Below are 19,978 nucleotides of genomic sequence, written 5' to 3' on the forward strand. Positions count from 1 at the left end.
GCAGATCGCCGAACATCCCCACGTCCTCCAAGGCTTCCGATATCTCCGACCATAAGTCAATTGCTGCCGCTTCCGAATCTATGCCCCGGAGATCCAATAAGTCTCGTGCCCAAAAATCGAGTTCCTCAGGACTCACGCCGCTGTTCCGGCTTAGACTTCCGACAGACCCCAATGCGAGTCTAATCAAAGCGACGGCACGCGAAGCGACCGCCGCGATCAATCGGTCGTCCACTTGGCCCTCGAGGGAGTGCACCTCCGCAGTGCGATCCAAGAGTCGCTGGCCGCGAGGGACCGCGAAGAACCCCATGAGCGACTGATGAGACGTTTCTAAGCCAAGCTCCGAAAGAACAGAAACTACCTCAGCTGCCGAGAGCCCGGGGCTGTTCTCGGCTTGCCCCGACAGGAACGATGCGCGCTTTAGTGCCTCCAGAATGTCTCGCACTATGTGCAAGTCGAACTTCTCGAAGTTACCGTTGCCGCTCGGTTCGAACACGCGCCACATCTCTTCTACTAGCCATGACGCTCCCTGTGCGCCCTCAGTTTCCTGAGCGGGGGCTAAACCAGAAGGCTCATAGGACGCAACGTTCCGTACGTCTCGATCTGCTTGAAGATTGTCAAGGTCGAGTCCCCAAGTCAGGATCAAGTCCTTGAATATAGCTTCAGACGCTCCAGCGGTCTTCCATGCCCCGGCCCACTCATCCAGAGTTCGACCACCGACTCGGACAATCTCTTTTAGCAAGTCACCAGACTTTTCAGCAGCCCAGGCAGAGAATATATCCCAGGTCGCACGATGAGTCGCAGCATTTTCCAGAAGGGGTTTTAGGCCAACAGCACTAGTAGCGGATGTGAGACTTATTGAAGTGCCGTTCATAACCACAATGCCGTCGCGAGCGAGCATGGCGTGAACGCTCCGCAGCTCAGAATAGTAAAAGAGATGAATGGCAACCTGTCGCGCCCCCGCGATGTACGCGCTGACGGCCCGCCCCAAATAACTCAGGGCGTCCGCGGTGTGCAGGTAGGCCGAAGCTGCACAATATTCCGCTATACTCGCCACCTCGTCCGGAGTATACGGGGGATCGTCCTTGTTTCGTTTCAAGCCAGCCCGGCCCGAGCTTCCAGCCAGTGGATGTTCCTCGCCGAGCCAACGCCCCGGTTCTGCCGCCACCGACCGACTCAAAGCCTCTTCGACAACAGACCGGTCACTAGCGACGACAGCGGCGCGGAGGCCTGGGACATCGGTCACCTTACTCAAGTGCGCACCTCAACAACGCGTTGAGTCGCACCCTCAAGCTCAGGCGGCCCATAATCGCGAAGGTGATTAAACAATGCGTCCCTAAGCAACTTATAACCCCCCGTACCACGAAGGGATTGCTTGAAGCTCAGCTCCAAAGGTTCTTGGCCTGGCGCCTTTGAGTTTCGCCAATCGAACTTAGCCAGCGCGGTTGTCATGTCGGTGAGGACAGTTCTGAACGGCTGGGAGTCGAGCTGCGCTCTCTCTTCATCGATCGCCTCAGGACTGATGTCGTCAAGCGCAGATGACCGCTGCCAGCTCCTGAGTCCGACGTCGTCCGACGCCATCCAGAGAATGTCGTTCACAGCTTGATGGAACGCTCGGATGCCTTGATCCGCCGCCAGGAGCGTCATTGGACCGGTGAAACCGGACGCAGCCCCCGGGGAACCCTCATCGAGATCTGCCAGAGCCCGGACCCACACCGAATCTGATTCCTCAACCGCGCGCTCGAGCTCAGCCCAAACGGTGAGCAAGAAGGCTCCCTGCTGTGCTCGAGTCCATGAGAGACCGTCGCCCCCACTCGCGCCACCGAACAGCCCGCCGATAGCGGACGACCGAGAATTCCAAGGTCGGACAAAGGACTCCGATAGAGACCGAACGAAGGAAGCCTGGGTTACTGGCATCCGCGCCCTCACCCCGGTCTCCCCTAGCATGTTGATGCGCTGATACCAAGGACTATCCGGGGTGGACCACAGCACTTCGGTCAGCTCTTGTGCCCTGGTTTCCCGGTAAACATCTATTCCTTCACCCTGCCGGAGCCATTCTTGATCTCGAAGCAAAGGGTAGAGATCGTACGCGAGCGACGCGTTGATCTTCTTCGGCTTGATGTTAATGGTCCAGAACAAGTAGGCTTGCCAAGAGATGTCAAGTCCGAAGAATGCGACAACGGGTAGGTCATACTCGAGATCTTCGTCCCCATCTAGGAACGACCAAAGTCGGTGCTGACCGTCAATGACTTCGATCGGGTAGGAAGCTTCGGGTTCCCACTCACCATCGGTCCATGATTCCGGCAGTCCGATCTTCAGCGCCTCCCCGCGAATCCAGTCCGATACCGGTTTTACCCGAAGGGCATCCTGATGCGCCACACGCCTGTCGGCGCGCGGCGTGGCTGGGTCCAAGATGTTGACAACGATTGCGGTAGGGAGCCAGCCAGGTTTGCGAAGGTTTTCAGTGGTCGACGCTCTTTTCGCGGACGACAGGGACGAGAGGGGGTAACCATCTCGAACAAAGCGAGCAATTTCCTCGCTCCTAGATTCGTCGTGTCGACGCTGAATCGATGTACCGCGCTCCCCCGGTGTGCGACGGTAAGTGTTTGACAGGCGTCGCAAAGTGCGTGCTGGAATTGAAGTCATTAAGAAGCTTTTTGGCGGACGAGCCTGAAAGGCGCCCTCATCGAAGTCAATTGACTCCCACTCTTCTAACCATTGCCTCACCACAATCGCGGAGAATTCCGTTGACACCCTCGCTCCAATCACTTTTGCCCCCTTGCAAGCTGCGCCCCGAATTGCAGAACCGCTGCGTCGACGCGAGACCTGCGATTCACGCCCGTAGGTCTATCTACGCCGTTCAAATTCGATGACGCCGCTCTTGAGTGTATCGACACGCCATTCGTCCAGCCGACTGGTCACTCGCCCTCTCTTGGAGCTAGTCTGCCGTACTTACTCGGTTCGCGATAGCAGCGAATTCTGACGTGAGGGTCGAGATCGAGCCAGCTAGGTCCAGCTTGACCCGGTGGACTCGTAGACCAGTTGTTCCGTGAAGGCTACTCACTCGATCCTCGCCCGACGCGTAGACTAGGTAGCCGACGTCGAGCTCGAATCTCCGGCAATACGCCGCGATTTGATACACGTCCGCGTTCGGGTACTGCCCGTGCTTCTCGACCTTGTACTTCACGTCGATGCACGCCCGCACCTCCCCGTCGACGAGCCACACGAGGTCCGGCGCAATCTTCACCGTCCCCTCGACATCGAGCGTCGACGCGTACTGCGCCACGATCTCTCCCCCATGCGGCTTGAAAGCCTCCCGCAGCGCCGCGGTCACGAAGTCCTCGAACACCGACCACATGTCGACGAGGAACCCGGCCCCCACGAGCGACCCGGCACGCTGCTCGATCGACGCGCCCGCCAGCACGAGCGATGCCAGCGGCAGCACAGCCGAGTACCGCGCGTTCCGCCGATCCGGGCGGACGACCGGCGCCGGCGCGCCGACCGGGATCACCGTCACCCCGTCGAGCACCCGCACTACCCGCCGTAACCGCCCGACGACATCGGCCGGTACTCCCGGCAGCCGCAGCAACCGTGTCGCCGCGGTCAGCACGAGCTGGTTCTCCGCAATGTCCTCCACGTAGTCGTCGAACGACACCTCGACCGGCAGCGGCTGCCCGCCCCGCCGCGTGAGCTGGTCCCCGATCCGCCACCGCCCGCGCACGAGCGGCAGCGCATCGTCCCGCGTCACGTACCCACGGAGGGCACCTCCGGCGAGCGCCTGCGAGGCCTGCCGCTCGAACGCGTGCGCCAGCGCTGGCACGAGGTCTTCGTCCGCCGCGAAGCCGAAGTCCTCGTCCTCCCAGATCGCGCTCCCCGCCCGCGCGTAGCCGAGCATCGCGAACAGCCGCCGCACCGGCGTTTTCGGCCGGATCCACACGTCGTGTTCGGCGATCCGGACGACGCCGACCTTCCGCACACCGCTGACGCGGTACTCGTCCGCCACGAACGTCGGCGAGACGTCCGCGATCCGCGCCGCGACGAGGCCGGCCGCGACCTCGCGCGGCATCCGGTGCAGGGTCGGCTGGTCCGCCTCCCGCAACTCAACCCGCGGGGTCGGCACCTTCGGCCCCGTCCGCGACGGAAGGCGTCGCTTGGCGACGTAAGGCTGCCAGGCCGTACCGCGCCTCCAGGTCGACGCCGTCACCGTAGTGGTGCTCCGCGAGGAGCGGCAGGATCTCGTACCGCCACACGTCCGCCAGACCGTTCGCGTCGAGGTCGCGCATCAGAAACGACGGACCCACCTTGGCGTCGTGGTCGGCAATCGCAGCGTTGAGTCGCGTGAGCAGGCTGGCACGGTCGTCCTGGAAGCCCTTGGTCGCCGTCCAGTCGGCCAGCACGTCGCGGACGGGGTCGCGTTCCGGGTGCAGCTCGATGAACGCGAAGCGCCGCCGCATGGCGGCGTCCAGCATCGCGATCGAACGATCGGCGGTGTTCATCGTGCCGATGACGAAGATGTTGCTCGGCAGCGTGAACGGCTCGTCGCTGTACAGCAGCGAGATCTCGCTGTCGCGGTACTCGAGGAGGAAGTACAGCTCGCCGAACACCTTCGCGATGTTGCCCCGGTTGATCTCGTCGATCACGAGGAAGTAGTTCGCCTCGGGGTTGGCGGCGGCGCTGTCTGCTAGGCGCCGGAGCGGTCCCTTCCGGAGGCTGAAGGCGAGGTTGCCACTGTCGTCGTTCGCGACGGGACGGAAGCCCTCGAAGAAGTCCTCGTAGGAGTAGGTCGGGTGGAACTGGACGATGGTCGTCTCACCGTCGGTGCCGTCCGTCACGTGCTTCGACAGTGCCTGCGCGAGGAACGTCTTGCCGGTGCCGGGAGGGCCGTAGAGGATGACCTGCTTGCGGCGTTCGATGAGGTCGAGGGTGTCCCGGAGCCAGTGTTCGGGCATGTGGAGGGCAGCGGCGAGCTGGCTGTTCACGAGGGTGAACGGCGTGCGCGTGCTCCTCGGCGCGGGGTCGACGGGCTGAGACTCCTGAACTTCGTGGTCTGATCCGGATGAAGAAACGGAGTTTTCGGCCCACCTCGACTTCAGCGGCTCGCGGTAGTAGACAGCCGGGCCGTTCTCCTTGGTCTGTAGTGCCAGCGTGATCTCGAGGAACTCCCGATCGGGGTCGTCTGCAACTTCCGTGACATCAACGTCCCCGGAGACCTCGCCTCGGAACACCGATCTGATCCGCTCGCGATCGACAGCGGAGATCACTTCCCCGAACGCGTCCGGGTGGACGAGGTACATCAGTTCGTTGCGCAACGTCGGGAACGGCGTCCCCGGAACCGCTGCGACGAAGTCCCGCCACGCCCACGGATCGTCGAGCAGCGCTTCGCGCTCCTCATCAGCGAGCGAGACCCACTCATCCACGAGCCGCACCACGATCGAGAGTGCGTTGTGGATCCCCTGCGCCATTCCCTGGCCAGGGTTGAACGACCACGAGCGGAATGCCTGGTCGACGTCAGCCGGGATGACGACCGGCTCCCGCATCAGGCTCAACAGCGTTTCCACGCGTTCGCGCTTCTTCCGCTCGCCCGGAGTCTGCAACGGGAGGAGTTGCCACGCGACGAGCTCAGCCATGAGCAGGAGTGCATCGTCACTCGCATCGGCGAACTGGACGCGGAGCTTGTCGAGGAACGTTTCACCCGGCACTTCCTCGCGCTCGACGAAACAGCGGATCAGCTCCGCGGTGACTTCTGGGCGCCACACCGAGCGGTGCTCCGCGAAGACCGATGCAAGCTGGCGGAGGCCCCGCTCTCGGAACCGCTCGGACGCCTCTCGGACCCGCTCTCCGCCAGCGTCGGGTGCGAGAATTGCGACACTCAGCCGAGCAGCACGATCGGCCATCAGTGCCTTGGTCGTCTCGCGCGCTGAGCGAGCGGCTTCCTTGCGGAACTCGGTCGGATCGGGATCCTGCTCCACGGCGCGACGACCCTCGCCAGTTATCGTCCACAGACCGTCACCCGACTTCTGCAGGAATCCCGCGCGACCGAGCATCGATGTGCCGAACCAGAACGCGTTCCGTCCACGAGGCTCGGGCCGTGATGCGACGAACGTCGACTCGGTGTCGGTCATCGGGATGTCAGCGACGACAGCATCCCACACTGCTCGACGACGAACCGGCTCAGGATGCTCCACGAGGAAGCGGAGCGCCGCCATCAGCCGCTCGTCTTGCATTCGTTGGTCCGACACCGGCTGCTCCTGATCTGCGGGCCTTCGGGAGGAGCCCTCACGTTCCAGATGCTAAGGCATCACCGAACGGCGCCGACCGTGTGGCCGCGCCTCCCAACGCCGCAAACACGTGCGCCATCCCGCAACTCCCCCGAACAGGAGCTGGTCGGGACACCCGCCGCACTCGTACGCTTCTCGAGGAACGAGAGGTGCTCACATTGGCGAAGCGAGTCGAGACCGGTTGTCGGGACTGCAAGAAGTGCACCAACAGCGCTGCGGCGAACCTGGGTAGGAACAGCGTTCGCGCGAGCACCGCTGTCATGACCGTCGGAATCTCCGAGCTGGCGATGGGGTTCACTAAGACTTGCCGCGGCTGCGGTCACAAGATGTCGCTGCACCTCGGCGCGCAGGCGACGACGCCTCAGCCGACCGTGACCGTGCAGCAGCCGACTGCAACGCAAACCGCACCGCAGGGACCGCCGCCCGGCTGGTACCCGGACGCGCAGGGCGCGAACCGCTGGTGGGACGGGGTGCAGTGGACCGAGCACGTCCAGCCCGCAACGCCGCCGGTTCCTCCGGCGGCCCCGAGCATCTGACCGGACCGATGGTTGCGTGCCACAACTGCGCGGCACGCACGGCATGATGACGTCGACGCGAGCACGTTGCCGCTCGACCGATGTTGAGGAGCACCATGACTGATGAGATCGAGATCGTCCGTGACGACGAGGGCGTCGCGGTGATCGGCGACCCTGCGGCCATCGAACGCTTCTTGTCGTCGAACGGTCTTCCCTCACGTCACCTCGACCTCCCACGCGGAAGCCACCTTTCCAGCGCCGGGTCGATGGCGTCCCAGGCCGGTGCCGGTATGGCCGCGTCAGGGCGATGGGTGAAGCTGACCAAGGAATCGGCCAAGGCGTTGAAGGACTTCCCGGCGATGAAGGGGTCGAAGCCTTCCGTGAGCCGTGCGATCGTCACGGACGGCGGGAAGATCAAGGGCATCCTGCAGTTCGTCAAGACGCCAGGTTCGGTCCTCACCAACCCAGCCATCCTTACCGGGGCCGCCGGTGTCATGGCGCAGCTCGCGATGCAGCAGGCCATCGACGAGATCACCGACTACCTGGCCAAGATCGATGCGAAGCTCGACGACGTCCTCCGTGCCCAGAAGGACCACGTCTTCGCCGACATGATCGGTGTCGACCTGCTCATCAGCGAAGCGCTCACGATCCGGGAGCACGTCGGCGGTGTCAACGAGGTGACCTGGTCGAAGCTCCAGGGTGCGAGCCAGACGATCTTGACAGTGCAGTCGTACGCGCTCAGAGCGCTGGACGCACTCGCTGAGAAACTCGAGAAGACGACGAAGGTCGGTGAGCTCGCCGTCCTGACCGGTGAGGCCGAGTCCGCCACGAGCGAATGGCTGGCGGTCCTGGCGCGGTGCTTCCAGCTCCAAGATGGTCTTGCGGTGCTCGAGATCGACCGAGTTCTCAGGACTTCGCCCGACGAACTCGACAGCCATCGCACCGGCCTGAAGGTGGCACGAGCGCAGCGACGGGATGCCATCGCTGGCACGACGAAGCGACTCATCGACCGGATGGATGCGGCTGCAGGGATGAGCGACATGAAGGTGCTGCTCAACCCCATCGATTCCCGTCGCGTCGTCGAGGGCACGAACCGCGTTGCGTCCGGGCTCGTCGACTTCCACGCGCGACTCGGCATCGAGCACGAGCGCTCTGCGCTGAGTTCGAAGAAGTGGCGGGACGCCGTCGATGACGTCGCGACGGACGCACGCGACCGTGCGCTCGATGTGGGCGCCGACTCGGTCGACGTCGCGAAGCGTCTGAGCGGTGAGGCGGTCGGTCACGCCGCCAGTGCAGCCGGAGCTCTGTCGAACCGTCTGGTCGGGCTGCAAGCCCGAATGCGTCGGAAGGCAGAGGAGCCCACCGAGGACTGAGCTCGTCCCCCCAACGGGTACTCCCGCCCCACATCCGCTTCCACGAGGATGGTTCAACACCACTCGTCCCGGGGACGACGAGCGGCACCGAGGACCAGGACTCCCCGAGGGACAACACCATGACGATCGCCGGGGAATCGGCAGGTGTCGAAGCACGCCGCCAACACAGCCACGCACAGGAACTCCGCCGCCAGGCCCACGACGCCGAACAACGCGCCGCCCGCTTCGAGATCGCCGAACGCACGGAGAGCGAGACCGCCCAGCTCCTCGCCCCACTCGCCGGCATCGGCTACCACCTCCTCGCCGACCGCCGCTGGCCCGGCAGCCGCACCGCTCAGGTGGACATGGTCGTCGTCGGCCGCGCCGGCGTCTTCATCGTCGACACGAAGGCCTGGCGCGAGGTCGCGGTCCACGGCGACCGCATCACCCGCGGCCAGGAGGACGTCACCGACGACATCGCCCGCCTCGCCGACCTCGCGTACAGCACCGAGGCCGCCCTCGCCGACATCGGCCTCGCACCCGGCGAGGTCCACGCCGTCGCAGCACTCGCCGGCCAGAAGCGCATGCACGCGCGCGTCGCCTCCGTCGACGTCATCGGCACGCACGACCTCGTCGGCCACATCACGAAGCGCGGCGCCCGGCTCTCCGCATCACGCGTCGACGAGATCCTCACCGCGATGCTCACCCACTTCCCCGTGATCGGCGAGGACGCAGCGACACCGCCGCAGATCGTCGTCCCCGCAGCCGTCCTCCCCCGGGACCCCGCGCCGACGCCACCGCCCGCGACGACGGTCGCCACGCTCGACGACGAGCTGACCGACCAACTCCTCGACGGCGTCCTCGAGGCACCCATCGAGGATTGGATGGCCTTCCTCGACCCCGCCCAGGCAAAGCTCGTCCGCCGTAGCTTCAACGGCCCAGCACGCATCCGCGGCGCCGCCGGCACCGGCAAGACCGTCGTCGGGCTCCACCGCGCCGCCTACCTCGCACGCTCGACCGGCGGCCGCGTCCTCTTCACCACCTACATCGGGACCCTGCCGCGAGTCCTCGAGTCGCTCCTCGAGCGCCTCGCGCCCGACATGGTCGGCCGCGTCGACTTCGTCGGCGTCCACGCGTTCGCCACGCGCCTGCTGAAGGAGCGCGGGATCGCGTTCCGCACGCCCGGACGGGAGGCGCGACTCGCGTTCGACGACGCCTGGAACGCGATCCGCGCCTCCAGTCCACTGCGGTCCTCGCGTTTCTCGCGCTCCTACTGGGAGGACGAGATCAAGCACGTCATCAAGGGGCGCGGCCTGACGCGCTTCGACCAGTACGCGGACCTGGCGCGCGTCGGGCGCAAGCACGCGCTGCCCGTGGAGACGCGGCAGGCGGTGTGGGACCTGTACGAGGCGTACTCACGCGGGCTGCGCGAGCGGCGCGCGCACGACTGGGAGGACATCGTCCTGCTCGCGCGCGACGCGGTCGCGGCGGTGCCGCTCGAACGGTACGACGCGGTGATCGTCGACGAGGCGCAGGACCTGTCGTGCGCGATGGTCTCGCTGATGCACCACCTCGTCGGGGATCGTGCCGACGGGCTGACGCTCATCGGGGACGGCCAGCAGACGATCTACCCGGGCGGGTACACGCTCGGCGAGGTCGGGATCAGCTTGTCCGGGCGCGGTGTCGTGCTCGACGTGAACCACCGCAACACGGCCGAGATCCTCGAGTTCGCGAAGGAGATGGTGGCGGACGACCAGTTCGTCGACATCGAGGGTGTGGACGGCGTCGGCGACGCGGTTTCGGCGATCTCGCGGTCGGGGCCGGGGCCGGCGTTCCACCGGTTTCCGAGCCGGGCCGAGCACGACCGTTCGATGATCGAGCGGCTGAGCGAGGTGCTCCGGCTGATCGGGACCGGGCACGGCGACATCGGGATCCTCACGGCGACGAACCGGCAGGCGGACGACGTCCGGGGTGTCCTTCGCGAAGCGGGGATCCCGGTCATCATGCTCGACGAGTACTCGGGCAGGACCGCCGACGCCGTACGGGTCGGCACCGTGAAGCGGGCGAAGGGGCTCGAGTTCAAGCAGGTGTTGTTGGCGCACGTCGATCCCCGGCTGCTCGATCCGGTGGCGGGCGAGCCGTCCGAGACGGAGTGGGAACGACGGGAGCGTGGACGCCGCGAGCTCTACGTGGGCATGACCCGGGCCCGGGACGGGCTGTGGGTGGGAGTTGGCAACGGAGTCCCGCGACGCCGCTGAGTCGATGGCGAGCACCAGAGCACCGCCTGAGCTCGGCCGACATCTGATATTATCCCGGGCGGAGGGGCAACATTGGGGAATCTCGTCATCGACCTCGCAGCCATGGACGCAGCGAGCACGAGCATCAAAGGGATCAGCGCAGCACTGAGCGAAGCGTCGGGAGGTCTCGAACGCCGGGCGGACTTCGGGAGCGACGCGGTCGCAATGGCTCACAACGAGACGTCTACGTCATACGAGCGATCTATGCGGGCAATTGCGGAGATGACGGACACCATCGGCGAGTGGGTGCGGTCGGCAGCCGAGGAGTTCATTCGCCGCGACGCTGACCTCGCGAGTGACGCCAGATGACGGCCGATCCGACTCGCGGCGCTCCGGCATCGATCAGGACCACCGCGCGGCACCACGAAGCACGGGCCCAGGTGCTCCGTGACGAGCAAACTCGACTGGAGCGGACAGCGGAAGGCTTGAATGCCAGTGAATGGTCTGGCTCGGCCAGACAGCGCTTCACGTCAGCGGCTGAAACGCTCGGACCGTCCTACGCACGGACGGCCGCTCTCATCGAGCACCTCGCGGAGACGCTCTCGCGCTACGCCGACGAGGTCGAGCGCATTCAGGACGAAGCTGCCCGAATCCGCTCCGCGCAGGACAGTGCTGCAAAGGAGAGGGATCAACTCGTCACGGACCGCTCTCGACTCACCGAGTCGGTCGATGCCGGGACGGACGTGGAAGCCGATCACGTCATGCTTCGCGGAGTCACTGAGGCACTGATGCAGCAAGACACCGTAGACGCTCAACTCTCCACACGTTGGGAAGAGCTCATCGCTGAGCGGACCCGCCTCGACGACGGAACGGCCGCGAAACTGTCCGACGTCCAATCCGTCGGCATCGTCGCTGTACGAGCACGCTCAGTGGGGCGGATGTCGGACCGTCAGCTCCTGAGTTGGTTGAGCTCGTTGACCCCTGACCAGATAGTCGCGCTGCGCGGCGATCCCGCGATAGCTGACCGGCTTGATGCGGTATCGGATCCCGAGCTGATCGCTGACTGGTGGTCCTCAATGGGCGGTTCTCACGAGCGGGGAAGCAGCGACGGGCACTCTTCCGAGCAGGACGCCCTGATCGCGGCGTTCCCCGCCGTGATCGGCAATCTGAACGGCGTCGCTTACTGGGCGAGGGACCGGGCGAACCGCAAGCAACTCACGACGCTCATCGCGTCCGCGTCCGGCGTGGACCTCGCCGCGTACAAGAACATCCGCGCGTCGCTCGGCAAGTACAAGGGTGTCCAGCTGACCTCGCTCGTCCCACACCACCCTCCACTCGCCGCTGTTTCGATCGGTGATCTCGACAGGGCTCACGATGTCACCTACCTCGTCCCCGGGATGGACTCCGACACGAGGAACATGACGGTCGTGGAGCGAGCCGCCTACAACCTCCGGGTCCGCCAACAGGACTACGTCGGCGACGCAGCAGTCGTCGCGTGGATCAACTACGAGACCCCGACAACGAGGACGGTCCTGCACGGCGATCTCGCTCGGGCAGGCAGCGAACGACTCGGTCAAGACCTCGCAGGCTTCAATGCTGCCCGTGGCTCGACCAAGGGAACGCTGAACGTGGTCGGACACTCCTACGGGTCGACGACGTCCTCGCTCACTCTCGCTCACCGTGACTACGGGGTCGACTCGTACGTGACCGTTGGATCAGCAGGACTGGAACGCGAGATCAAGACTGCCAGCGACATCCACTCCGATCAGGTGTTCGCCGCACAGGCGCCGCGTTCGATCCCGGGCCTACCGGGCGACAACTGGTCGTGGATCGGGCAGGCTTTCAGCATGACTCGCCGAGATCCAGCCAGCCCCGCGTTCGGCGCAACCTACTTGCCGACAGCTGGTCTCCCGCATGACCCGACGATGAACGGCGTGAATCGTCACGATCCGATCTGGAACAACGCGACCGATCACGCCGGGCAGTACGGGTACTTCGACAAGAACACCGAATCGCTCGACAACATCGCCCGCGCGACCACCGGGAAGCTCACCGACCGATGAGCACACGCACCGCCACAGCGATCCTGGCCTTGGTGAGTACTTCGGTGCTGCTGGCCGGATGTGCGCAACAACCGAAAGGCAGCGAGATGGACGCCGAGCAGGCGCGAGACGGCATGGTCAGCCTGGTCGAGCAGACGATCAAGGCTGCCGGCGGTGATTGGACCGCGCTCTCAGACGGACCCGCATCGTCGGAGTGCTCGACGGGCAACGGCAGCTCGGGCGTCACGTTCTCGTGGGACCAGGAGCGGACCGGCGCCACGGATCCGGAGTCGCTCGTCCGTGCGGTTGCGAAGACGTGGAAGCAGCGCGACTACGACGTCACCATCAAGCAGGACACGATCGACGACGGTCGGCCGCTCTGGTCAGCCGTCACCACAGGTCAGGCGGTCGAATCCATCTCGGTCAATGCCAGCCCGCGACGCGTCTCGATCGAGGTCCAGTCGGCTTGCGGGACTGGCGACATCGCAGACTACCAATAATCGCCGGCGCCGACAGATGAGAGACGCGGCACCAACCGGCACCGCGCCTCCCGACCTTCACGCTCTCGTCAACTCACCACGTCAACACGAACCGCCCCCGCGTCCCCCCAGCCTCGAGCCGCTCATGCGCCTCGGCAGCCCGCTCCGCTGGCAGCACCTCCGCCACCCGCGGCGTCATCGTCCCACTCTCCACCGCGTGCCGCAGCTGCTCGAGCTTGTCGAACGACCGGTACTCCGAGAACACCATGACCTGCTCGAACCGGATGCCGCGAGCGCCGTTCCCTTCCCACCCCCGCACGTCGAGGAACACTCCCCCGTCACGCACGGCATCGACGACCTCAGACCGCTGCACCGCGGCGTCGGCGAGCGCATCGACCCCGTCCGGCACGAGCGCTCGCACCGCGACCGCGAACGAGGACCCGCGCGCCACGATGTGCGTCGGACCGAGCGACCGGACCAGCGCTTCGTCGGCAGGAGCAGCGTCCGCGATGACGGTGAGCCCAGCGGCGACGGCCAGCTGCACCACGTAGTTGCCGAGCAGCCCGGCCGCCCCGGTCACCGCGAGCGTCTGCCCGGGAGCGAGTCCCGCCCGCGAGATGATCTGCAGCGCCGTCAACCCGTTCATCGGCACCGTGGACGCGAGCGGGAGCGACGTCCCCCGAGGGATGCGCGTGAACGACCCGACCGGCGCGACAAGCTCCTCGACGTAGGCACCACCGTGGGCGCTGAGCGGCAGCGCCATCGCCATGACCTGGTCACCGACCTCCCAGCCGGACACGTCCGGTCCGACCTCGTCGATGACCCCGGCCGCGTCCATCCCCGGCACGTACGGCGGCGATGCCTGCGAGCTGTCCCGCTCCCCGGCGCGGACGCCGGTGTCAGTGGGGTTCACGGCGAACGCCTGCACCCGGATGCGCACCGACCCTGCGCCGGCGTGCGGCTCCGGCACCTCGTGGACGGCGAGGGCATCCGGCCCTCCGAACTGTTCGACTCCTACGACCTTCACCCGTCCGGTCTACCGGACGTCGTCCAGCCGCACCCAGCGAGCGGACCGGTGGCGGTGGTCGGGACGCACCATCCGTCGGACGGGAGGCGCGGATCACCGCCGACCCGCGCCTCCCAGGCGGCGTTCGTCAGGGCGCCGCGTACGGGATGCAGTCGCTCTCGACGATGAGCTGGTTGTCGGCCCTGATCCACGAGATCGTGGCGGCGGCGGGGTGGACGCTGAGCTCGAGGACGCCGTTTCGCTCGAAGAAGCTGGTGTGGTCGCTCTCCGCCTTCCACGCCGTTCGCAAGCGCTCCGCGCTGCTCGAACGGTCGACCTGATCCCCGAGCCGGATGCGCTCGTGGAAGGCCCTACAGGTATTGCCCGCGGCCGTTGTGCCGCTCTTGGACCAGGTGGTCGTCCGCATCGTTCTCGGCGCCACTTCGAGCAGCTGCAGCGCATCGTCGACGTACTCCTGCATCTCCTGACCCGCTTCCTCGGCCGATCCGGGCCCGAATCCGGCGTCGATGTCGTCGAGCTCATCCAGCCGCTGCTGCTGCTCGTACCTTTCTGCATCGCGGGCGGACTTCGGGAGGATCTCGAACGACGGGACGATGACGAGCAGCACGACGGCGAGCAAGCCCACGCCCGCCACCACCGTCGCTCCCGATGCAGCCACCTCGAGGACTCGATCACGGAGCGCTCGGATCCCGGCGATGAGCGCCGGGACGGTGGCGAGGAGGCCGATCACGATCGCCACGATCTGTGGTCCGGCTGCGGCCCCGCCGTCGTTCGCGGACCGCCCGGAGGAATTGATCTGCACCAAAAACGACAGCACGAGTGCGATCAGGACCCCGATCGGCGCGACGACGATCCCGAAGATCAGCCGGTTGCGCCGGAGCCGCAGGTCGTCAGCCGTCGCCGTGGTCTCCCCGGCGGTGGTCTCGGGTTCCCCGGCCGTCACCGGTAGTCATCCGGGTTGCCGAGGACGCAGCGCGAGTCGACGTTGACGTGCGCGCGAACCTTGGTGGCCGTCATCGAAGCACGGGGCTTGCCGTTGGCTCGCGCCACCACGGCGTAGACCTGACCGGTTGCTGTGTCCATCTCCGTCTGGGTCTTCGACAACTCGTAGCCCTCGCGCTCCCAGTGCTGACCTGCCTGTGCCACGAGCGTCCGGGGATCGTCCGGCGCGTCCACCTCGACGTAGTAGCCGAACTGCACGGCCCGTTCCCCGTCGATCCGACAGTCGTACGCGGCTGCCCTCGGCACCTCTTGCGGCCACGTGTCCGGAGCCAACGCGAGCGTGGATCGGAGTTCCACGATCGCTCCTGCCTGTGCCTCTTCGATCGTCATTGCTCGTCCCGCTCCTGCCGTGCCGCACCCCGCGAGCACGAGGGTGGTCGCGCCGGCGAGCGCCACGAGAGCTCGGCTCGGGCTGCTCACAACACCCACGTCATTCGTCGTAGTCGTTCGGCGCGCCCTCGGCACACTGGGAGTCGACGTAGAGGCTGATGCCACGCTGACTGAACTGGAACGATCCTCAGGGCTTCCCGTCTGCACGCGCGGTTGCCGAATAGGCGACTCCGTACTTCCCGAAGTCTTCGTGCGAGGGTCGGACGTCGAGCCCCTTCCTCCTCCAGAACTCCTCGAACGAAGTAGCGAGTTCCTTCGGATCGGTCTTCTGGTCGATCATCACGAGGTACTGGAACCGGACTCCGTCCTCCCCGTCGGAGCACCGCGTGGCGACTGGATCCGGAACCCCGGGCCATGCGAGCGGCTCGTGGTCCATCGTCTCTCGCAGGAACGCCACGGCATTCTGCTTCGCCTCATCTGGTTGCCTCTCGTCTCCCCCGTTCGAAGCACAGGCCGTCGCCGTCGTGAGCAGGCCGACCACGGCGACGAACCCGAGGAACGAACTCGACGAGCGGTTCACGGCATCGACGCAGAGTCCAGGGCGTGCTGCACGCCGTCGAGCGCACTGTACGAGACCCGCAGATCGGCCATCGTCTCCCCCTCGTCGTCGTCGCGCCCTCCGCGACGCCCCCACCGGCAACATATCACGCCGGTTGTCGAACGTAACCAGCCTGCGGACGACCGAGGTCAGGACCCGGCCGACCCGAGCCTCCCGTCCGACGCACCATCCTCCGATCGGAGGATGCCGGACGACCGGACCCGCCGATCCCCTGCGCCCCGCCGAGGGCCACGCTGGACGCATGCCCGAATCTCCCGCCATCGAGGTCCACCACCTCACGAAGCAGTACGCCACCGGCAAGCGCGCGGTGGCCGACCTGTCGTTCGACATCCCCCGCGGCGAGACCTTCGCCCTCCTCGGCCCGAACGGCGCCGGCAAGACCACGACGGTCGAGATCCTCGAGGGCTACCGCACCCGCACCGGCGGCGAGGTCCGGGTGCTCGGCCACGACCCGGCCCGCACGAGCCGCAGCCACAACGCACGCATCGGCATCGTCCTGCAGACCAGCGCCGAGTCGCCGAACGTCACCGTCGCCGAGCAGCTCCGGCACTTCACGACGTTCTACCCGCGCCACCGCAGCGTCGAGGAACTCCTCGAGAAGACGGGGCTCCAGTCGCAGCGCAACACCCGCATCAGCCGTCTGAGCGGTGGTCAGCGCCGCCGCGTCGACGTCGCTCTCGGGATCATCGGCCGCCCCGAGGTCCTGTTCCTCGACGAGCCGACCACGGGCTTCGACCCCGAGGCCCGCCGGCAGTTCTGGGACCTCATCGACGAGGTGAAGCGCGAGGGCACGACGATCCTCCTCACCACGCACTACCTCGACGAGGCCGCGCACCTCGCGGACCGCGCGGCGGTGATCGCGGACGGGACCCTGCTCGACATCGCCCCGATCGACGAGATCGGCGGCGCCGAGGCCCGGACGCCCCGAGTGCGCTGGCGCGACGACGCGGGCCAGGGGCACGACGAACGCACCATCGACCCGGCAGGTCTGGTCAGGAGCACGACATCGCCCATGCACGACCTGGAAGTCATCCGCCCGTCCCTCGAGGACGTCTACCTCGGAATGGTCGGCCACAGATGAGCACCGCGACGACAGCCAACACGACCGACAAGGCCAACACGATGACCGCAACGAACCCCGTCAGCATCGGCGCCGCCCGCATCGGCTACGAGCTCCGCTCGTACTTCCGCGCGCCCGACGCCGTCTTCTTCACCTTCCTCTTCCCGATCGTCATGCTCGCGCTGTTCTCCGTGGCGTTCAGCAGCGCGCCCGACATCCAGGCCGGTCCGAACGTCAGCGTGGACTACGCCACGTACTACCTGCCGGGCCTCGTCGCGACGGGCATCCTGCTCTCGGGCACCCAGTCCCTCGGCGTCGACATCGCCGGTGAGCGGAGCGACGGCACGCTGAAGCGCCTGGGCGGCACCCCGCTGCCGGTGGTGAGCTACTTCATCGGCAAGATCGGCATGGTGCTGGTCACCACGATCGTGCAGACGGCCCTGCTGCTGGCGATCGCGAGCCTGGTGTTCGGCGTGGACCTCCCCACCGACGGCGGTGCATGGGCACGCTTCGCCGGCATCATGCTCCTCGGCGTCGCGACGAGCTGCGTGCTCGGCATCGCGATCTCGGCGCTCCCCCGCGAGGGCCGCCGCGCTACCGCCACGATCGTCCCCATCGTCCTCGTCCTCCAGTTCATCTCCGGTGTGTACCTGCCCTTCACCCAGCTCCCCGACTGGCTGCAGAACGTCGCGTCCGTCTTCCCCCTGCGGTGGATGGCGTCCGGCATGCGGTCGGTCTTCCTGCCCGACGCGTTCGCGTCGGCCGAGCCGGGAGGCGCGTGGCACCTCGGCCTCGGAGCCCTCGTCCTGGCAGCATGGCTGGTCGTCGGCGTCGTCGTGTGCCTCCTGACGTTCCGGTGGAACCGCAAGGACGCCTGATGCCGGCTGTGGGGAACGCCCGTTCAGCTGCCGGTCGATGGGATGCTGGTGCCATGGACCGGACCACGGCGCACCGCAACTGGGGCCTGCACGTGGCCGTCGGGGTCACGATCGCGCTCGTGGCGGTGATCGCTGCGCTCGATTGGTCCCCGTGGTCGACCCGCTGGCCGGCGTTCACGGCACTCGGGGTCCTCGCCATCGCCTACGTGGGCTACGGGTGGCGCGGGTACGAGACGCCCCGTGCGGCGGCGGGCTTCGTCCCGCTGCTCGTCGCCGTCGCACTCGTCCTGCCGGCAGTCGTCCCGAGCACCGCCTTCATCCAGTGCGTCCTGTTCCCGGTCGCCTGGTGCCAGGTCGAACGGGTGCGCGCGGCCGTCGCGGTCTCCGTCCTCATCGGCGTCGCCTCCGGTGTGGGCCTGCAGATCGCCTCCGGGCCATCCGGTCTCGTCGGCACGCTCCTCGTCGAGTCGATCAGCGTTGCGGGAGCCTGCGCCCTCGGACTCTGGATCACGCGCATCGCAGGACTCTCCGACGAACGACGACAGCTCATCGACGAGCTCCGCGCGACGCAGGACTCCCTGGCCGAGGCGAACCGGGCCGCCGGCGTGACGAGCGAACGCGAACGCCTCGCCCGAGAGATCCACGACACCGTCGCGCAGAACCTCGCGGGCATCGTCATGCTCACCGAACGCGCCCGTGGCGACCTCGCCGCCGACCGCGTCGACCGGCTCGACGAACGCCTCACCGTCCTCGAGGAATCGGCACGCGCCGCCCTCGAAGAGTCCCGTACCCTCGTCGCGGCCGGTGCCGCCGGGGTCGCCGGCGACGGGCTCGGGGCCGCCCTGCACCGACTCGGCGAACGCTTCACGCGCGAGACCGGCGTCCCGGTCACCGTCGACGCGGCGGACTGCGCCCTCGACCGCGATGCGCAGGTGGTGCTGCTCCGCACCGCCCAGGAGGCACTGGCCAACGTCCGCGCGCACGCCCACGCCGCCTCGGCGCGGGTCGCACTGCACGTGGCCGCCGACCGGGTCGGCCTGCGGATCACTGACGACGGCGCGGGCTTCGACGCCTCCCGCCCGACGGCCGGGCACGGACTCCGCGGGCTGTGCGAACGGCTCGCCCTCGCCGGCGGTACCTGCACGATCACCAGCGCGGTCGGACGCGGCACCGTCGTCGAGGTGACACTGCCCACCGCGGGCGAGCCGCGCTCTCGGGCGGTCCACCAGCCCGTGTCCGAGGTGACCCGGTGATCCGCGTCGTCGTCGCCGATGACCACCCGATCGTGCGCGCCGGCATCGTCGCGCTGCTGCAGGACGCCGACGACGTCGAGGTGGTCGGGCAGGCGAGCGACGGCGAGGCTGCCGTGGCGGTCACGCTGGCCGAACGACCGGACGTCGTCCTGATGGACCTGCGGATGCCGGGGCTGAACGGCGACGACGCGACCGCCCGGATCCTCGCCCGGGCATCGGACGTCCGCGTGCTCATCCTCACGACGTACGAGTCCGACGACCAGATCCTCGCAGCGATCGAGGCCGGGGCGGCCGGCTACCTGCTGAAGGCGGCGCCGGAGTCGGAGATCCTCGCGGGCCTCCGCGCCACGGCCCACGGCGGGACGGCCCTTGCTCCCTCGGCAGCAGCCGCCCTGGTGCGCCGCACGACGGGCAAGCCCGGTCCCGGTCCTTCGCTGTCGCCGCGCGAGCTCGAGGTCCTGCAGCTCGTCGCGCAGGGCAACTCGAACCCGGCGATCGGCCGCACCCTCTTCCTCAGCGAGACCACCGTGAAGACGCACCTCGGGCACGTGTTCGAGAAGCTCGGCGTCAACGACCGCACGCGCGCCGTGACCCGGGCGATGGAGCTCGGCCTCCTCCGCTGACTCCGCCCCTGCTCCTCCTCCGGCAGGGCTGACGCGTGCGCTCCGACGGGGTCCGCCCTTCGTGCTGCACGAGTGACCGTTCTGGTTCGCGATCGCCGACGATCGCGAACCAGAACGGTCAACACCCATGGAACAATCCGGTGCACACCACACCACGCCACCCGTTCCGGACGACGACCCCCGCTATCTGGCGGACGACCACGGGTCCTGCACGAGCCCGAGCAGAACCCGGCCGGGGCGCTCGGAGCCGGTTCGCTCTGGCGGTGAACGAACACCGCCCGGAAAT

General features: G+C 67.0%; 17 protein-coding genes. 10 read left to right on the forward strand and 7 right to left on the reverse strand.

Translation table 11 applies throughout. From position 1 onward, the window contains the following. Positions 1-1,248: 1,248 nt before the first annotated feature. The 3 genes from ACQXVK_RS13845 to ACQXVK_RS13855 all read right to left on the reverse strand — a co-directional run bounded on the left by ACQXVK_RS13845 (position 1,249) and on the right by ACQXVK_RS13855 (position 6,203). A complete protein-coding gene (locus ACQXVK_RS13845) occupies positions 1,249-2,751 on the reverse strand; it encodes a DGQHR domain-containing protein (protein WP_430853921.1) in 1,503 nt (500 codons plus the stop codon). A gap of 184 nt (positions 2,752-2,935) precedes the next feature. Then, the gene (locus ACQXVK_RS13850) at positions 2,936-4,201 is read right to left on the reverse strand and encodes an McrC family protein (protein WP_430853922.1); all 1,266 of its coding nucleotides are present in this window, start codon (positions 4,199-4,201) and stop codon (positions 2,936-2,938) included. After that, positions 4,098-6,203 carry an McrB family protein gene (locus ACQXVK_RS13855; protein ID WP_430853923.1) on the reverse strand — a complete coding sequence of 702 codons (2,106 nt, stop codon included), beginning with the start codon at positions 6,201-6,203 and terminating at the stop codon, positions 4,098-4,100. The genes ACQXVK_RS13850 and ACQXVK_RS13855 overlap by 104 nt, the downstream gene beginning before the upstream one ends. A gap of 332 nt (positions 6,204-6,535) precedes the next feature. Here ACQXVK_RS13855 and ACQXVK_RS13860 point away from each other — a divergent pair, with 332 nt between their 5' ends. From ACQXVK_RS13860 to ACQXVK_RS13885, 6 genes are all read left to right on the forward strand, one after another. Beyond that, positions 6,536-6,811: a DUF2510 domain-containing protein gene (locus tag ACQXVK_RS13860; RefSeq protein WP_430853924.1), complete on the forward strand. Its 276-nt coding sequence runs from the start codon at positions 6,536-6,538 to the stop codon at positions 6,809-6,811. 95 nt (positions 6,812-6,906) lie between these two features. Continuing rightward, complete coding sequence (locus ACQXVK_RS13865) at positions 6,907-8,163, forward strand: hypothetical protein (protein ID WP_430853925.1); 1,257 nt, start codon at positions 6,907-6,909, stop codon at positions 8,161-8,163. A 119-nt stretch (positions 8,164-8,282) separates the two neighbouring features. Further along, a complete protein-coding gene (locus ACQXVK_RS13870; RefSeq protein WP_430853926.1) occupies positions 8,283-10,400 on the forward strand; it encodes a UvrD-helicase domain-containing protein in 2,118 nt (705 codons plus the stop codon). A 72-nt stretch (positions 10,401-10,472) separates the two neighbouring features. Continuing rightward, positions 10,473-10,748, forward strand: coding sequence for a hypothetical protein (locus ACQXVK_RS13875; RefSeq protein ID WP_430853927.1), 276 nt, complete (start codon positions 10,473-10,475; stop codon positions 10,746-10,748). Then, entirely contained in the window at positions 10,745-12,442 is a 1,698-nt protein-coding gene (locus ACQXVK_RS13880; protein ID WP_430853928.1) for an alpha/beta hydrolase, read from the forward strand. The genes ACQXVK_RS13875 and ACQXVK_RS13880 overlap by 4 nt, the downstream gene beginning before the upstream one ends. Beyond that, a complete protein-coding gene (locus tag ACQXVK_RS13885) occupies positions 12,439-12,921 on the forward strand; it encodes a hypothetical protein (RefSeq protein ID WP_430853929.1) in 483 nt (160 codons plus the stop codon). The genes ACQXVK_RS13880 and ACQXVK_RS13885 overlap by 4 nt, the downstream gene beginning before the upstream one ends. 73 nt (positions 12,922-12,994) lie before the next feature. Here ACQXVK_RS13885 and ACQXVK_RS13890 read toward each other — a convergent pair whose 3' ends face one another. From ACQXVK_RS13890 to ACQXVK_RS13905, 4 genes are all read right to left on the reverse strand, one after another. Then, positions 12,995-13,927 (reverse strand): NADP-dependent oxidoreductase, encoded by a 933-nt coding sequence (locus ACQXVK_RS13890; RefSeq protein ID WP_430853930.1) that lies wholly within the window; start codon positions 13,925-13,927, stop codon positions 12,995-12,997. Positions 13,928-14,054: 127 nt separating this feature from the next. Further along, a complete protein-coding gene (locus tag ACQXVK_RS13895; protein ID WP_430853931.1) occupies positions 14,055-14,657 on the reverse strand; it encodes a hypothetical protein in 603 nt (200 codons plus the stop codon). 209 nt (positions 14,658-14,866) lie between these two features. Then, entirely contained in the window at positions 14,867-15,259 is a 393-nt protein-coding gene (locus ACQXVK_RS13900; RefSeq protein ID WP_430853932.1) for a hypothetical protein, read from the reverse strand. 187 nt (positions 15,260-15,446) lie between these two features. Then, positions 15,447-15,839 (reverse strand): hypothetical protein, encoded by a 393-nt coding sequence (locus ACQXVK_RS13905; protein ID WP_430853933.1) that lies wholly within the window; start codon positions 15,837-15,839, stop codon positions 15,447-15,449. 280 nt (positions 15,840-16,119) lie between these two features. On the opposite strand from ACQXVK_RS13905, the gene ACQXVK_RS13910 reads away from it, so the two are divergent. The 4 genes from ACQXVK_RS13910 to ACQXVK_RS13925 are packed head-to-tail and all read left to right on the forward strand — an operon-like array spanning position 16,120 to position 19,692. After that, a complete protein-coding gene (locus ACQXVK_RS13910; RefSeq protein ID WP_430853934.1) occupies positions 16,120-16,959 on the forward strand; it encodes an ABC transporter ATP-binding protein in 840 nt (279 codons plus the stop codon). Positions 16,960-17,000: 41 nt separating this feature from the next. Then, entirely contained in the window at positions 17,001-17,816 is an 816-nt protein-coding gene (locus ACQXVK_RS13915; protein WP_430853935.1) for an ABC transporter permease, read from the forward strand. Between the two features lie 53 nt (positions 17,817-17,869). Then, on the forward strand, positions 17,870-19,069 hold the full coding sequence (locus tag ACQXVK_RS13920) for a sensor histidine kinase (protein ID WP_430853936.1): 1,200 nt from the start codon (positions 17,870-17,872) through the stop codon (positions 19,067-19,069). Next, positions 19,066-19,692 carry a response regulator gene (locus ACQXVK_RS13925; protein WP_430853937.1) on the forward strand — a complete coding sequence of 209 codons (627 nt, stop codon included), beginning with the start codon at positions 19,066-19,068 and terminating at the stop codon, positions 19,690-19,692. Before ACQXVK_RS13920 ends, ACQXVK_RS13925 begins: the two co-directional genes overlap by 4 nt. Positions 19,693-19,978 lie beyond the last annotated feature (286 nt).

The organism is Curtobacterium sp. AB451 (genome assembly GCF_050585845.1).
GTDB lineage: Bacteria > Actinomycetota > Actinomycetes > Actinomycetales > Microbacteriaceae > Curtobacterium.